Annotated in this window: 13 protein-coding genes; 5 read left to right on the top strand and 8 right to left on the bottom strand. The window is 40.0% G+C overall.

The genetic code is table 11. From position 1 onward, the window contains the following. Window positions 1-178: 178 nt before the first annotated feature. The 3 genes from Q8P68_05540 to fusA form a co-directional block, all read right to left on the bottom strand. On the bottom strand, window positions 179-907 hold the full coding sequence (locus Q8P68_05540) for a hypothetical protein (protein MDP4008624.1): 729 nt from the start codon (window positions 905-907) through the stop codon (window positions 179-181). Between the two features lie 82 nt (window positions 908-989). Beyond that, entirely contained in the window at window positions 990-2159 is a 1170-nt protein-coding gene (gene tuf, locus Q8P68_05545; protein ID MDP4008625.1) for an elongation factor Tu, read from the bottom strand. 104 nt (window positions 2160-2263) lie between these two features. Next, a complete protein-coding gene (gene fusA / locus Q8P68_05550) occupies window positions 2264-4336 on the bottom strand; it encodes an elongation factor G (GenBank protein MDP4008626.1) in 2073 nt (690 codons plus the stop codon). 258 nt (window positions 4337-4594) lie between these two features. Here fusA and Q8P68_05555 point away from each other — a divergent pair, with 258 nt between their 5' ends. From Q8P68_05555 to Q8P68_05565, 3 genes are all read left to right on the top strand, one after another. Beyond that, window positions 4595-5149 (top strand): hypothetical protein, encoded by a 555-nt coding sequence (locus tag Q8P68_05555; GenBank protein ID MDP4008627.1) that lies wholly within the window; start codon window positions 4595-4597, stop codon window positions 5147-5149. A gap of 123 nt (window positions 5150-5272) precedes the next feature. Beyond that, the gene (locus Q8P68_05560; GenBank protein ID MDP4008628.1) at window positions 5273-5542 is read left to right on the top strand and encodes a type II toxin-antitoxin system Phd/YefM family antitoxin; all 270 of its coding nucleotides are present in this window, start codon (window positions 5273-5275) and stop codon (window positions 5540-5542) included. After that, window positions 5529-5795 carry a plasmid stabilization protein gene (locus tag Q8P68_05565; protein ID MDP4008629.1) on the top strand — a complete coding sequence of 89 codons (267 nt, stop codon included), beginning with the start codon at window positions 5529-5531 and terminating at the stop codon, window positions 5793-5795. Before Q8P68_05560 ends, Q8P68_05565 begins: the two co-directional genes overlap by 14 nt. 5 nt (window positions 5796-5800) lie before the next feature. On the opposite strand, the gene Q8P68_05570 is transcribed toward Q8P68_05565, so the two are convergent. Then, window positions 5801-6811, bottom strand: coding sequence for a hypothetical protein (locus Q8P68_05570; GenBank protein ID MDP4008630.1), 1011 nt, complete (start codon window positions 6809-6811; stop codon window positions 5801-5803). Between the two features lie 265 nt (window positions 6812-7076). Between Q8P68_05570 and Q8P68_05575 the strand changes: the two genes are divergently transcribed. Both Q8P68_05575 and Q8P68_05580 read left to right on the top strand, forming a co-directional pair. Further along, a complete protein-coding gene (locus Q8P68_05575; protein ID MDP4008631.1) occupies window positions 7077-8288 on the top strand; it encodes an ATP-binding protein in 1212 nt (403 codons plus the stop codon). Between the two features lie 29 nt (window positions 8289-8317). After that, window positions 8318-9076 carry a helix-turn-helix domain-containing protein gene (locus tag Q8P68_05580; GenBank protein ID MDP4008632.1) on the top strand — a complete coding sequence of 253 codons (759 nt, stop codon included), beginning with the start codon at window positions 8318-8320 and terminating at the stop codon, window positions 9074-9076. A gap of 2 nt (window positions 9077-9078) precedes the next feature. Here Q8P68_05580 and Q8P68_05585 read toward each other — a convergent pair whose 3' ends face one another. The 4 genes from Q8P68_05585 to rpoC form a co-directional block, all read right to left on the bottom strand. After that, window positions 9079-9942 (bottom strand): Fic family protein, encoded by an 864-nt coding sequence (locus tag Q8P68_05585; protein ID MDP4008633.1) that lies wholly within the window; start codon window positions 9940-9942, stop codon window positions 9079-9081. Between the two features lie 146 nt (window positions 9943-10088). Further along, window positions 10089-10541 (bottom strand): 30S ribosomal protein S7, encoded by a 453-nt coding sequence (gene rpsG / locus Q8P68_05590; GenBank protein ID MDP4008634.1) that lies wholly within the window; start codon window positions 10539-10541, stop codon window positions 10089-10091. 19 nt (window positions 10542-10560) lie between these two features. Further along, the gene (rpsL, locus tag Q8P68_05595) at window positions 10561-10980 is read right to left on the bottom strand and encodes a 30S ribosomal protein S12 (GenBank protein ID MDP4008635.1); all 420 of its coding nucleotides are present in this window, start codon (window positions 10978-10980) and stop codon (window positions 10561-10563) included. A gap of 92 nt (window positions 10981-11072) precedes the next feature. Further along, entirely contained in the window at window positions 11073-14897 is a 3825-nt protein-coding gene (gene rpoC / locus Q8P68_05600) for a DNA-directed RNA polymerase subunit beta' (protein ID MDP4008636.1), read from the bottom strand. Window positions 14898-14901: the final 4 nt, after the last annotated feature.

The following is a 14901-nucleotide window of genomic DNA, read 5'->3' on the forward strand; positions in this document are numbered from 1 at the left end:
ACAATCCCTCCTTCCGGGAAGAGTTTTTGTACAAGATAACGTACAAAATCTGTGCACGTGCACACTTCCACATGATCAAAATTCATTAAATTTGTTTTCGTACGTTTGGATTTTTTAGATTTCAGCATCTACATGCTCTCAAACATGCTTTTGGTTTACCAATTTGTTTAAAGAGCCGTTATTTCTTCTTACTTTCTATATATTCTCTTAGGCTTTCAACCCCTCTTTCTTTCAACCAGTATGGCATGAAAATACCTACATTACCTCTGCCGGTTACAAAGCCATCTTTTACATCGATCCATATATCTTTTAGGAATTTTCGAAATTCTTTTTCATCAAATGTTTTTTCGAAATTAGGGTGCCCGTATGCGAGAGCGTCTCCTTCTTGATAATGAAATTTGTTATCGGCCTCTTCATACCAGAATTCTTCGTAAGTCTCCTTATCGCTACTACCTATTTTCTCACTATCCCCCCTGGCTTTTAATACTTCGATAATCAGTTCTGCTGCGGCATCTTTTAGCTTCTTAGTCGTCCCGTACGTCTCAACCATTTTCACCGTTTCCGGATGATCTCTTTTGAGAACTTCTAAAATTGATCCCCCGTCTTTTAGAGGGTTGTCAGATTTTTTCGAGTTTTTATTTAGGAAATCAGCTATTTCTTTTGTTCGTTCGTCTCTTTCGAGGATTATCTTGGTTAAGTGCTCTTCTATTTGTCTTCTAGTTGGGTGATGTTCTTCTGCAGCCCAGCTTTTGTCCGCATTATGTTCAAATTCCAGATAGTACGATACTTTCTCCGTTCCATACTTGTCATCCCTTGATACAATTATATATATATATAAGTCCCCACCAAGGATTAATTTTTTTTCTTGTTTGAGGAGTATTTGGAATATGGCGTCGAATAGCTTCATATGGTTTTATTTATTGTGTGGATTTATTGTATAGATTTTTTAGCAAAATAAAAGAGCCCCGTGAGGGGCTCTTTATCAAGTATTATTCAATAATCTTAGTAATAACTCCAGCTCCAACTGTTCGTCCTCCTTCACGGATAGCGAAACGAGTGTGGTCATCTAGAGCGATAGGAGATCCAAGAGTGATAACCATTTTTACAGTATCACCTGGCATAACCATTTCTACTCCTGCCGGAAGCTCGATCTCTCCGGTTACGTCAGTTGTACGGATGTAGAACTGAGGTTTGTAACCTTTGAAGAATGGAGTGTGTCGTCCACCTTCTTCCTTTGAAAGAACGTAGATTTCAGATTCGAATTTAGTATGTGGAGTAATAGATCCCGGTTTACAAAGTACTTGTCCTCTTTCTACGTCTTCTCTTTCGATACCACGTAGTAGGATACCTGCATTGTCTCCAGCTTCACCACGATTAAGTGTCTTGTGGAACATTTCTACTCCGGTAACGACAACTTTTTTAGTATCTCTAATACCTACGATTGCGATCTCATCACCAGTGTTAACAACACCTTGATCGATACGTCCGGTTACTACAGTACCACGACCTTTGATCGAGAATACATCTTCAACCGGCATAAGGAATGGCTTATCAAGATCACGTTGTGGAGTTGGAATGAAGTCATCAAGAGCTTGAAGAAGCTCTTTGATAGGCTCAGCCCATGCACCACCTTCTTCAATAGCTTTAAGTGCAGATCCCTTGATAATAGGAGTAGTGTCTCCAGGGAATTCGTACTTAGTAAGAAGATCACGTACTTCCATTTCTGAAAGTTCAGCAATCTCAGGATCAGCAAGATCCATCTTGTTAAGGAATACCACGATATGTGGCACGTTAACCTGACGAGCAAGAAGGATGTGCTCACGAGTTTGTGGCATAGGCCCATCTGCTGCAGATACTACCAGGATTGCTCCGTCCATCTGAGCGGCACCAGTAATCATGTTCTTCACGTAATCAGCATGCCCTGGACAGTCAACGTGAGCATAGTGACGTTTCTCGGATTCGTACTCAACATGTGATGTTGAGATTGTAATACCACGTGCCTTTTCTTCAGGCGCGTTGTCGATTGCAGCATAGTCTTTCTTTTCACCACCTGGTGAGAAAAGCATAGATAGGGCTGCAGTTAGGGTAGTTTTACCATGATCCACGTGACCGATGGTTCCCACATTTACATGTGGCTTACTTCTGTCAAAATCTGCCATTTTTAACTTATGTTAGAGGTTATTAATTTTATATATAATGTTTCTTGCATACTCACGCTCGCCGATTTTAAGAGATATTGCCCCTGAAATCAAGAGATTTTGCTTTATTTTGAGCGTTTAGCGATTATTTCTTCGGCAACGTTACGTGGTACCTGCGCATAATGAGCTAGTTCCATAGAGTAAGTTGCGCGTCCTTGTGTATTAGAACGTAGATCAGTCATGTATCCAAACATCTCAGAAAGTGGTACTAAGGCCTTTATGAATTTGACCATACCTCTATCTCCTGATTCTTGGATTTGTCCACGACGAGCTGATAAATCACCCATCACATCTCCGAAGTAATCATCCGGAGTTACAACCTCAACTGCCATAAGTGGTTCAAGGATAGCAGGTCCGGCTTTGCGAGCGGCTTCTTGGAAACACATTGATCCTGCGATTTCAAATGCTAGCTGACTCGAATCCACATCATGGTAAGTACCATCAAGCAATTCCGCCCTAATATCTACTATAGGATATCCCGCTACTATACCACGACTCATTGCTTGTTGTATACCCTTATCTACTGATGGAATGTATTCTCTTGGGATACGCCCTCCGGTAACAGAGTCTACGAATTCGTATCCTACCCCAAGCTCTTGTGGTCCAAAGTTCATTATTACGTGACCATATTGTCCACGACCACCAGACTGTTTTGCGTATTTGAGTTCATGCTTGATTGTTTGAGTAATTGTCTCACGGTAAGCTACTTGAGGGGCGCCAACATTCGCTTCTACTTTGAATTCTCTTTTCATACGATCAACTAGGATATCCAGATGAAGCTCACCCATTCCTGCGATTATCGTTTGTCCGGTTTCGTGATCAGATGATACTCGGAAAGTTGGGTCCTCTTCAGAAAGTTTATTGAGCGCAATACCCATTTTTTCTTGATCGGCTTTTGTCTTTGGTTCGATTGCGATAGAGATAACCGGTTCAGGGAAGCTCATTGATTCTAGAACGATTTGTTGAGATGGATCACATAGAGTATGCCCTGTGAATGTTTTTTTAAGTCCAACTACCGCCGCAATATCCCCAGCTCCTACTTCTTTTACCTCTTCACGAGAGTTTGCATGCATACGTACTAGACGTCCGATACGTTCTTTCTCCCCGGTGTTTGGATTGTAAACATATGACCCCGCTTCAAGCTTACCTGAATATACGCGTACGAATGTAAGTCGTCCTATAAATGGATCAGTCGCTACTTTAAATGCTAGGGCTGCTGTTGGAGCATCTACAGATGGCTTTCTTGTAAGTTCTTTCTCCTCATTGTCCGGGTCGTGTCCAGTTACGTGGTCTACATCTAGCGGAGAAGGTAGATAGGCAACCACAGCATCAATAACCAGTTGTACACCTTGGTCTTTTAGGGCGGACCCGCAAAGTACAGGGTACAATTGACTTGATACAGTTCCTATTCGAAGCCCTTTGTTGAGCTGCTCTACTGTAAGTTCTCCATTTTCAAGGTATGCATTCATCATTTCTTCTGAAATCTCACCTACTTTTTCCATAAGTGTTGCACGGAATTTCTCTGCTTTATCTTTCATGTCAGCCGGAATCTCGATTTCTTCAACCACTTCTCCATGAGCACCTTTGAATTCGTATGCTTTCATTTCAACCAGATCTATTACTCCATTGAATGATGAGTCAGCCCCTATAGGTAGTTGAATTGCAACGGCATCCTTTGAAAGTCTGTCATGAATAGAGTTGAGTGACATATAGAAGTCAGCTCCCATTTTATCCATTTTATTTATAAAACATATACGAGGTACATCATATTTATCAGCTTGTCGCCATACTGTTTCTGATTGTGGCTCTACACCTTGTGAACCATCAAATACTGCAACCCCTCCATCTAGTACACGCATTGAACGCTCTACTTCAACAGTAAAGTCAACGTGACCCGGGGTGTCGATGATATTGATTTTTGTCCCTTTCCAAGAACAAGTAGTTGCCGCGGAAGTAATAGTAATTCCACGTTCTTTTTCTTGGTCCATCCAGTCCATTTGAGATTCCCCATCATGAGTTTCTCCAATTTTGTGCACCTTTCCGGTGTAGAAAAGAATACGCTCTGTGACAGTTGTTTTTCCGGCATCAATATGAGCACAGATACCAATATTTCTCACCTTGAGTAAGTCTTCTGACATGTTTTTAAAATTAAATTTTAGTTAAATATTTTGGTTTGTTTTCTTGACTATTAAAACAGCCTAATTCCGTTATATAGTCACGCAAACCCGCCAGATTATAAGGGATTGGCTTAAGAAGTCAATGAATTATAATTTAGAATAACCGGTTAGGTATAGCCCGGTCGTTCCCATCCCTTAAGTGAGTGATTACCTCAGAAATACTGGCTTGCTGTGAGATTTATGTTATAGTTAAAAACTTAATAATATAACTTTAAAAAAATGTCGAACGGTGTAAGTTGGTGGAGCGAAAAGAAAGGAGATGACACTTATAATATAGTTGCGCCAAGTCTCAATGATGCGGCCGGTATTTTACAGGACCCAACTCTTAAAGATTTCCCAGTCGTTTTACATTTGCGGGTCGGGGAGACAAGAGCAGGTGTTTTAGAGGAATTGCAATCCCTAGGAGTTGCTGCGGAAGAAACTAGAGCTAGATTGCAGATTCGGGAAATTCCGTTCGATCCGCTGAAAATGGATATTCAAGCGATGCGTTATATGGTGGGAGTTGCCAAAAGAACTTTACTTCCCATAGCAGATGGTTTTGAAGCGGTCGATGGCAGGAAATTTATAGTGAAGCAACGTCCTGATGACAAATGGCGTTGCGAAGGTTTCCATGGCTTTCCTATAGATGACTTGAACTCCGCGAACCGATCCCTCTCTGATTCTTTTGATAAAAATCGATTATTCAAGCCTTACGACAGCCGTGAGGAAGCGCTTGCCGTCATTGTTGAGGCATTCACGACTTTCGGATGGATAGTAAGAGATGAGAAAGTGTAATTAAATCGCTTTTTTCTTGACTTATCGTACTATTAAGAGTACTATTGATAGTGTGATAGATAGTACGATTCGTGCCTACTTTGCATCACATGTGTGCTACATACTATATTTTAATCTTTTTTTATGAATATTTTAGCCGCAAACGAGCTTAAGGTGAAAGGGGTCTCCGCTCTGGAGGATGCCCTCTCCCACGATGATCGGGCATTCATCACCGTGCGCGGAAAAACCAAATATGTTGTGTTGACCGTGGATGAGTACGATAATTTAAGGGAATGCGAATTGGAGAGATTGTTGAGGGAGGCAAAGGAAGATATTGCGAGAGGAGATTATACTCAGGAAACCGTTGCGGAGCACGTTAAAAGATTAACGAAAGAATTAAATGACGAAAATTAATTTCACGAAAAAATACAAGAAAATTGAAAAAATATTTTTGAGAAAACATCCTGACTTGCTCAAGAGATATATAAAAACACTTGAATTTTTGGAAATTAATCCATTCTACCCATCACTTGGTCTTCATAAATTGAAAGGTATGGAGCTTTATTCCGTATCAATCAACATATCTTATCGAATTACTTTGGAGTTTTTTATAGAAGGTGATGAGGTCACTTTGATCCGTGTCGGTAGTCATGAGGAGGTGTATTGATCCGTTTAGCGTAGTGTAGGATGAGTGTAGCCGATCGTTACAGCTGGTTTCCTCGTTACATCCAGATAAATAAAAGTCTTTGTTTCCCGATTATAGAAAATATTATCATCTAGGTCGCCGAATTGCGTTCCAGATGCCTCTAGCGCGGCTTCAATCTCCCAGAATTTCTCATTCATTTCCTTATAATTATTATCCGCTCGCTCTTCTTCTTCCGGATTTAATTCCTTCGCATCCGCAAGGCAGCTTAAGACTCTTGGGTCCCCGTAGAGCTCACCATAATCATCAAATCCGCTACCGAGATGCCAGATATATGGTTTGAAGCCCGTACTTTCCAAATTTTCCCAGCTTGAGACGAACCAACTTTGTCCTTTATCTTGATAACCGAATTGAGGTTCTATTGTTCTGACATATGGCAGTCGGGCCAGAGCTTCCCTCGCAAGAATCGTATTATGGAATTCGATATAGCCCGGATTATGAGTCGCTGTTGATTTTTTAACAAAGAAGGATGTTCCTTTGTAAGTAAGTCTTGCATAACTTACAATATCGAGTCTCCGTATAGTCGTGGCTTCATCATCCCACCATGTTCTGTGTGATTTTCCAAGTAACTGTACTTCCAATTCCGTAGCCCTATCAATATGAGGTTTGTCCGGTTTCAAATATGCTCCGCGCGTCTCTTTCATCGCATCCCAAAGTTTTCTCGGTGTATCAAGGAGTTTATCTTCTTCCCTTATTATATCCCAGTCGTAACTCTCGTGATTCCACTTGCATTCGTATTTATCTTTGAGCGTGAGATTTTCGGGATTATAGGCATCTTCAGCCTCTTTTATTAGACGAAGGGCAGTTTTTATTAAACCCCTTTGCTCCTTCAACATTCGCCTAAATTGATCATTGTATGCGAGTTTGCGATTTGGTGTCTCAAAGAATGTTGATACGTGTTCGGTGGATTGTGGCATGATTTGTTTTATCGCCTCTTGAATAAAAGGTTGCGTATCAAGATTTAACGATAGCGTTGTCATAGTGTTGAAATTAATTTTTTTTAAAATTCATGAGGAGCTATTATGGCATATTGCTAATGATTGTAAAGTGTGACCATGAATGTTGGGCGGTGGGTTTGTTTTAGCTAAGCCATTATTAGAATTTTACAAAACTGCCCACACCATTTGGGCAGGGCGGGGTTTTGTGGTATAATGGATACGGTATAGGGCTAAATAGTTGATTTTTGGAAATGAACTAGTTATAATATAAATGTTTTCAGAAATAAACTGATTAATCTCAGGATTCATGATAAATAAAACCATTATAGAACAGCAAAATCCGTGGTGGAAAGCGGGTAAACTCGATAGGAAGATGTTCCCGCGTTATATTTTACCTGAGTTGATAAAAAATCTAAAAAACTCAAAAATTCTCGCTTTGGTTGGAAGCAGGCAAGTTGGTAAATCATCCTTGATGGATTTAATGATCGAAGATTTACTTAAAAGTGTGAAACCGACAAACATACTTTATTTTAATCTTGATGATTTTAGTATTCAGGAACTTTTTAGCTCCCCCGGAAGTTTTATTTCTTATCTGGGAGGCATTACCGAGAAAAAGTATATCTTTATCGATGAGGTGCAGAGGCTTCCTTCTCCCGGATTATTTTTGAAGACCATTTATGATCTCCATTTAAATATAAAATTGGTGGTGAGCGGGTCGTCGCAACTTGAACTACGGTCTAAGCTGAAAGAATTTCTCGTCGGTCGTATGCGACAGTTCGAAATCTCCAGATTGCATTTCGAAGAAATGCTTTCACTGAATCCCAATATTCCGCATGAAACGATTCTTACCGAAATGCTTACCTATGGAGGCTATCCCGATATTGCGAAGGAGCAAAATGACTTGGAAAAACAGCGACTTATCGGTGATGTTTATGAGACATATTTGAAAAAAGATATTTCGGATTTTGCGAAAATCGATGATGTAGGTGCATTTAATAAGTTAATTATATTGCTCGCTTCGCAGATAGGAAATTTATTGAATATAAATAAACTTTCCGACACGCTTCGTATTTCCGAATATAAGGTGAAGCAGTATCTGGATATTCTCGAGGGTACATTTATTATAAAATTGATACCTCCGTTTTGTGGGAATTATCAAAAAGAGATCAGGAAAACTCCAAAAGTATTTTTTATGGATCTTGGGCTAAGAAATTATGTACTGAAGAATTGGGGTGAACTTGAAATGAGGGTTGATAAGGGGGCATTGTTTGAAAATGCGGTATTCCTGGAAATGTATGGCAGGGATATTTATAAGGAGAAAAATTATTATTATTGGCGCACCACCAATCAGACCGAAATTGATTTCGTTATTCGAAGCGGTACCGAACTGTATGCGATTGAAGCGAAATATGGTTCGCGAAGTGTTCCCAAAAGTTTTCTTACTTTTAGGAAATTTTACCACGGCTCTTTATGCAAGGTGGTTACCCCTTCCGATGTGTACGAATTTTCTATTTTATGAAGTAGTTATCTGGCGAAAAATATATGATTATGAAAGTGTTGGCACAACTCGGGCTCGCGGAGAATGAATCGCAGGTGTATCTGAAGCTCTTGCAGGCTGGTAAAGCGCCGGCTTCGGTGATCGCGTATCAGCTGAAATTGCCGCGCACTACGGTGCAGAATATTTTGCTCCGGCTGGAGGCCGAAGAGGTGGTGAAGAAATCCATCGATAAAAATACCTCCATCTATGCGCCCGTGCATCCCGAGCAACTGCTTCTCCTCGTGGAGATGAAGAAGCGTAAAAAGAGTCGCGAGTTCGACATGCTCGCAAGCGACCTCAAAAAAATTGTTCCCGAAATGCTCGGGATGATGAAGGGTAATATCAATATTCCGAATGTGCGGTTCTACAGGGGTGAGGAGGGTGTGCGCAAGGTGCTTTTTGATACGCTTACTTCGAAGACCGAGCTCAAGGATTTTGCGAATATAGACGCAATGTTTAAATATGTGAAGGATATCAATGACGAGTATGTGGCCGAGCGCGAGAAGACGGATGTCACCAAGCGAAGCTTGCTTCTGGATACGCCGTTCGCGCGCGAGGTATATGGCCACGGATATTCGTCGAAATCGCACAAGGGCTACAAGTGGATTGATTCGAATCTCTATCCATTCACTATCGAGATGAATATTTATGATGGGAAAGTGTCATACCTCACTTATGTCGAAAATGATCTCGTGGGTGTCATCATCGAGAATCAGTATATTTATGAAATGCACAACTCCATGTGGAATTTCGTGTGGGATCATTCGTGAGGCTACTTTATTCCGATTTTCCAAATATTTTTTTCCAAAAAAGCTTCGATGGTTTGTCGGTTCGCCTTGTTGATGAGATTTGAATGAGAGAGCTTGTTTTGTTTCGCATATTCACCGAGGGTGATGATTTTTTTATCTTCCAAATACGCTAATCTCTTGTGATAGCTGTTTGTCAGTGCTTTGCCCACAATGTCTTCCATGATGGAGGCAGCCTCTTTTGCATCAAATTCCCTGAATGCATCGTAGTATTTCTGTCTATCGATAAATTTTATATTAATGGGAACGAATCCTTCCCGTATTAGTAAATAGTTATTGATGGCGCGTCCGATGCGTCCATTACCGTCTACAAACGGATGTGTGTACTCAAAAGCAAGATGTAGTTTTGCAATTCGTTTGATGATACTTTCATGGCTCAAGGCATTATATTCCGCAAGCATTTTTTCAAGTCGACCGACGACTTCTTTCGGATTTGGAGCTATATGACTTCCCACTCGTACAAATTCGTTCGCATTTCTGAATCTTCCTGCAATTTCATCGTTAATATTTGAAATCAGCATTTTGTGCAGTGACAGAATGACTTCAAGATTGAGTTCTTGCGCCTTTGCTTTTTTTTCTATGTATGAGACAACTCGTGCAAGATTTTTCGCTTCAAAAACTTCTCTTATGGAGATGTATCTGTCCAGGTCAATTTGCAGGAGTATCTTTTCCGTTTCTTCGAGGGAGAGTGTGCTGTTTTCAATCGCATTTGAATTATAGACTTGTTCGGCTACTTCGGCTTCCGCTATCAGTTGAATAAGCGCATCTTTTTCTATGGATGCATCGTAGTACCTCTTGCGAAGAGTCTGTATTTTTTGAATAGTGTTCATTGTCTATAAATTTGTCGTTGATATGTTTTATAGTATATCATTTCACGACTTTCGTCAATTAAATCGTGAAAAACTCGTGAAAAAGCATATATTTTCACGATTCCGAATGAGGGGATTGTTTGCTATAATTAGCGGATACGTTTTTATTAGTATCGAGCGAAATGAGCGAATGCTTTGTTGGCTGCGGCCATCTTGTGAGATTCTTCTTTTTTCTTCATAGCGTTACCTAGACCCTCTGTCGCTTCCATTAATTCTCCAGCTAGGCGGTCAGCCATTGCTTTTCCTTTTTTAGCTTTTGCAGAGTTAAGAATCCATCTGAATGCAAGCATTTGTTGTCTACTTGGAGTTACCTCTATAGGTATCTGGTAAACCGCTCCAGCTATACGTTTAGGACGTACTTCAAGTGTTGGTTTAACATTTGCAATTGCCATTTCAAAAGCTTTCTCAGGGTTTTTTGCACCTCTTTCAGCCATTATACGAAGAGTGTCTTTGAAGATTCTTCGTGCAATACTTTTTTTACCACGTTCCATGATGTAGTTGATAAATTTCTCCTGCATCGGATTTGAATTCTGTGGAATGTATTGTTTTACTGTTAGCATTAGTCGTATTTAGTTGTTATTACTTAACTTTAGGTCTCTTTGAACCGTAACGTGAACGACCTTGTCGGCGTTTATCAACTCCCTGTGTATCGAGAGTACCACGTACGATATGATATTTAACACCGGGAAGATCTTTTACACGACCACCACGTATTACTACGACCGAATGTTCTTGTAGGTTGTGACCTTCTCCAGGAATATATGCATTTACTTCAATACCATTAGTTAGACGAACTCTGGCAAATTTACGAAGCGCCGAGTTAGGTTTCTTTGGTGTCATAGTTGTCACCTTAGTACATACTCCACGTTTAAAAGGAGCCGGTTGCCCAATAATCTCATTATTTTTAAGAGTATTGATTCTAAAAGATAATGCACGCGCCGGGTTTGACCGGACTTTCTTTTTTCGTCCTTTTCTAACTAATTGATTAATAGTTGGCATGTATAATTGTTATTAGTATTGCCTTCGCTTCTTTTTAGAAAGCTTTGGGATTTTAATAGGTTGATTTGCTAAATGCAAGCCATTTTTTGTAATTATTCTTCAAATCCGTTCGCTTTTCTGAAAATTGCGTCAGCAGGTATAAGCTTACCGATGATAACATTCTCTTTAAGTCCGGAAAGTTTATCAATCTTCTTTGTAGTAGATGCTTCAACCAGAACACGGATTGTCTCCTGGAATGATGCTGCAGAAAGCCATGAATCTGTTTGTAGAGATATTCTTGTAAGACCAAGTAATAACCTCTCAGCCAGAGCCGGTTTCTTACTACCTTTGTTTGCGTTATCAAATTCGATTACGTCTATTACTTGTCCAGGTAGAAGGTCTAGAGCTTCCGGTGTAATAACACGTACCTTCGAAAGCATTTGTCTCGCAATAATTTCGATATGCTTATCATTGATCGTTTGTCCTTGTGAAGCATAGATACTTTGCACTTCTGTAATAATGTATTTTTGTACAGCGTATATACCTTGCAATCCTAGGAGGTCCCTCAAATTTACGTGACCTGTTGTCAAAACCGTACCGGCAGATATATCTTGATTGTTTCTTACTTTTACATTTCTTCCTGCAGGTACTTTGTAAGTTTTTGTTACAACTCCATCAGATTTGATAATTATTTCCAGGTCAGAAACAGATGATACTATTCCATCCTCGCCAACGCGTAGATTTTTCTTATTCTCCACGTTTCTTGCAATAGCTTGTTTTTCTTTTACCTTATCTCCTTTTTTCACACTTGCTTCAAATCCATCTGCAAGTAGGTATTTTTTCTCGATTGGTTCTTTTGACGTTACGGCTATTTCTTTTTTACCGGCTTTGCTAGTTATTTTTACGATACCATCGATTTCAGAAAGAATTGCAGGTGATTTTGGTGGACGAGCTTCAAATAATTCCTCTACACGAGTTAGACCTTGTGTAATATCTTGCCCTTCAGTTGCGATACCACCCATATGGAAAGTACGCATAGTAAGCTGAGTACCAGGTTCACCGATAGATTGTGCGGCGATAATACCGACTGCAGTTCCTATTCTTACAGTGGCATTTTTACCAAGATCTCGACCATAACATTTTTGACAAATACCACCCGGAGTCAAACATGTAATAACAGATCTTACATGTACTTCCTCTACATTGCTCGCCTCGATTAATTTCAAAGTATCTTTATCTATTTCGATTCCTTTTTTCACAATCGCTTTACCTTTGGTATCTTTTACTTCCTCTGCAAGAACTCTTCCGAAGATACGTTCTCCAAATTCCTCACCAATTGCTGCACTTTCCTCTCTAGTTATTAGATGAGCTGCTTTTGATCCACAGTCGATTTCACGGATAACAACATCTTGAACCGCATCGACCAGACGACGAGTCAAGTAACCGGCTTCCGCAGTTTTAAGCGCAGTATCTGACTTACCTTTACGTCCTCCATGTGTTGCAATAAAGTATTCCAAGATAGAGAATCCTTCTTTCAAATTTGATTTGATAGGAAGTTCGATAGTTTTTCCGGCAGGATTTGCAACGAGACCTTTCATACCACAGAGCTGAGTAATTTGTCCCCAGTTACCACGCGCACCAGAGTCGATTTGGTAGAAGATATCGTTTTCTTGATCGAAACCTTTGATCATTTCCTTTGCTATATCCGCCTTTGTACGATTCCAGATTTTAATTGCGTTGTGGTATCTTTCATCTACAGTGATAAATCCTTTCCAGTATTGGTTGTTGATCTTTCTTACGATTTCATTTGCCTCATCTAAGATTTCTTGTTTTTTTGCAGGCACGACCATGTCTGAACTTGCAATACTGATTCCGGATTTTGTAGCGAATTTAAATCCAATACGTTTTGCTTCATCACAGAATCTTGCAGTAATCTCCTCACCACATTTATCGTAAATATCAGAGATCAAAGAGATCATCTTCTTTTTTGTGATGTTTTCATTTACGTATTCTACGGCCTCCGGCACAAATGAATTGAAAATCAATCGACCAACTGTCGTTTCAATTATTTCACCTCTTGGACGAGCCATTACTCTTGAATGTAGAGTTATCGCACCGAGACGGTATAGAGCTATAGCATCATTTAGATCAGCTACAGGCTTACCTTCACCAGTCTTACCTTCCATCATTTGAGTTAAGTAGTAGCAACCAAGAATCATATCTTGAGTTGGAGTTATAATAGGTTCTCCAGCTGCCGGTTTCAGTACATTGTTTCCAGCAGACATGATAGTTTGAGCTTCCTTTTGAGCTTTTTCCGATAGAGGTAAATGAACGGCCATCTGGTCACCATCGAAATCGGCATTGAACGCCGTACATACCAGAGGGTGAATTTGAATCGCCTTACCTTCGATCAATACCGGTTGGAATGCTTGAATACCAAGTCTGTGTAGAGTTGGAGCACGATTTAGAAGTACGTAACGATTTTGAGTTACTTCTTCTAATATATCCCAAACCTCACGTTTGTTTTGTTGAATAAATTTTTCAGCACTCTTGATGTTGTGAGCGTAACCATCTTTGATAAGTCTTCCGATTACAAATGGTCTAAATAGTTCAAGTGCCATTGATTTGGGAATACCACATTGATTAAGTCGGAGCTTTGGCCCAACGACGATTACAGAACGTCCGGAATAATCCACACGTTTACCAAGAAGATTTTGACGGAAACGACCTTGTTTACCTTTTAACATATCTGATAGTGAACGAAGCTTACGTTTGTCTCCCGAGTTGAATACTGTTTTACCTTGGCGTGCTGAATTGTTGATAAGAGTATCAACAGCTTCTTGAAGCATACGTTTTTCATTACGACATATAACTTCCGGCGCACCGATACTCATCAGTCTTTTAAGACGATTGTTACGGTTGATAACACGACGATATAGGTCGTTCAAATCTGAAGCCGCAAAACGTCCTCCATCAAGCTGTACCATAGGACGTAGGTCCGGTGGTATAACCGGAAGTACTGTCGATACCATCCACTCAGGTTTGATACCGGCTTGAAGTAAAGATCCGGCAAGCTTGATACGTTTGATTATTTTCTTTTGCTTTTGCCCTGATGCTTTTTTAAGTTCTTGTTCCAGACGTTTGATTAATTCTTCAAGGTCAATTTTTGAAATTACTTCACGTATAGCTTCTGCTCCGATCCCTCCTTTGAATACATGTCCAAATTTCATAGATAGTTCTCTGTATTCAAGTTCTGAGAAGATAGCCGTCTCTTTGATGCTTTTTAACTCAGATAATGCAGAATCAACCTGTTCAGTAAGACGTTCTATTTCAGCTACATTAGACTGCTCCAGTTCTTGTAAGTTTTTTTCCGCAGCTTTGTTACCTGATTTTATCTCTTGTTCGTACAAAGTGGCAGCATTTTTAAATTCTTTTTGAATTCTTTGTTTGTGAGCTTTGAACTCTTCACTTACTTGAGATATAGCTTCTTCTTTTGCCTTTTCATCAACTTGTGAAACGATGTATGCAGCAAAGTAGATTACTTGCTCCATAGCTTTGATCGGTAGATCCAGAAGAAGACCTATACGACTTGGAGTAGATCGTAGGAACCAAATGTGAGTAACCGGAACCGCAAGTCTGATATGTCCCATCCTTTCGCGACGAACGACAGATCGAGTTACTTCAACTCCACATTTTTCACAAATAACACCTTTATAACGTACACCTTTGTATTTACCACAGTAACATTCGTAGTTCTTAGTTGGCCCGAATATTTTTTCGCAGAATAGACCATCTTTTTCAGGCTTTTGCGTTCTGTAGTTTATGGTCTCAGGTTTTTTCACTTCTCCGTGTGACCAGCTTAAGATTTGCTCAGGAGATGCAACTGCGACTGCTATCGCATTGAATTGTCCCGGATCTTGGTTGAGTTTCTTATTCATTGAT

This window comes from Candidatus Peregrinibacteria bacterium (assembly GCA_030700255.1).
Lineage (GTDB): Bacteria > Patescibacteriota > Gracilibacteria > UBA1369 > JABINC01 > JABINC01.

Coding starts and splice junctions, on each gene's coding strand:
- Q8P68_05540 (MDP4008624.1), bottom strand. CDS start 907: ATGAAGCTATTCGACGCCATATTCCAAATACTCCTCAAACAAGAAAAA.
- tuf (MDP4008625.1), bottom strand. CDS start 2,159: ATGGCAGATTTTGACAGAAGTAAGCCACATGTAAATGTGGGAACCATC.
- fusA (MDP4008626.1), bottom strand. CDS start 4,336: ATGTCAGAAGACTTACTCAAGGTGAGAAATATTGGTATCTGTGCTCAT.
- Q8P68_05555 (MDP4008627.1), top strand. CDS start 4,595: ATGTCGAACGGTGTAAGTTGGTGGAGCGAAAAGAAAGGAGATGACACT.
- Q8P68_05560 (MDP4008628.1), top strand. CDS start 5,273: ATGAATATTTTAGCCGCAAACGAGCTTAAGGTGAAAGGGGTCTCCGCT.
- Q8P68_05565 (MDP4008629.1), top strand. CDS start 5,529: ATGACGAAAATTAATTTCACGAAAAAATACAAGAAAATTGAAAAAATA.
- Q8P68_05570 (MDP4008630.1), bottom strand. CDS start 6,811: ATGACAACGCTATCGTTAAATCTTGATACGCAACCTTTTATTCAAGAG.
- Q8P68_05575 (MDP4008631.1), top strand. CDS start 7,077: ATGATAAATAAAACCATTATAGAACAGCAAAATCCGTGGTGGAAAGCG.
- Q8P68_05580 (MDP4008632.1), top strand. CDS start 8,318: ATGAAAGTGTTGGCACAACTCGGGCTCGCGGAGAATGAATCGCAGGTG.
- Q8P68_05585 (MDP4008633.1), bottom strand. CDS start 9,942: ATGAACACTATTCAAAAAATACAGACTCTTCGCAAGAGGTACTACGAT.
- rpsG (MDP4008634.1), bottom strand. CDS start 10,541: ATGCTAACAGTAAAACAATACATTCCACAGAATTCAAATCCGATGCAG.
- rpsL (MDP4008635.1), bottom strand. CDS start 10,980: ATGCCAACTATTAATCAATTAGTTAGAAAAGGACGAAAAAAGAAAGTC.
- rpoC (MDP4008636.1), bottom strand. CDS start 14,897: ATGAATAAGAAACTCAACCAAGATCCGGGACAATTCAATGCGATAGCA.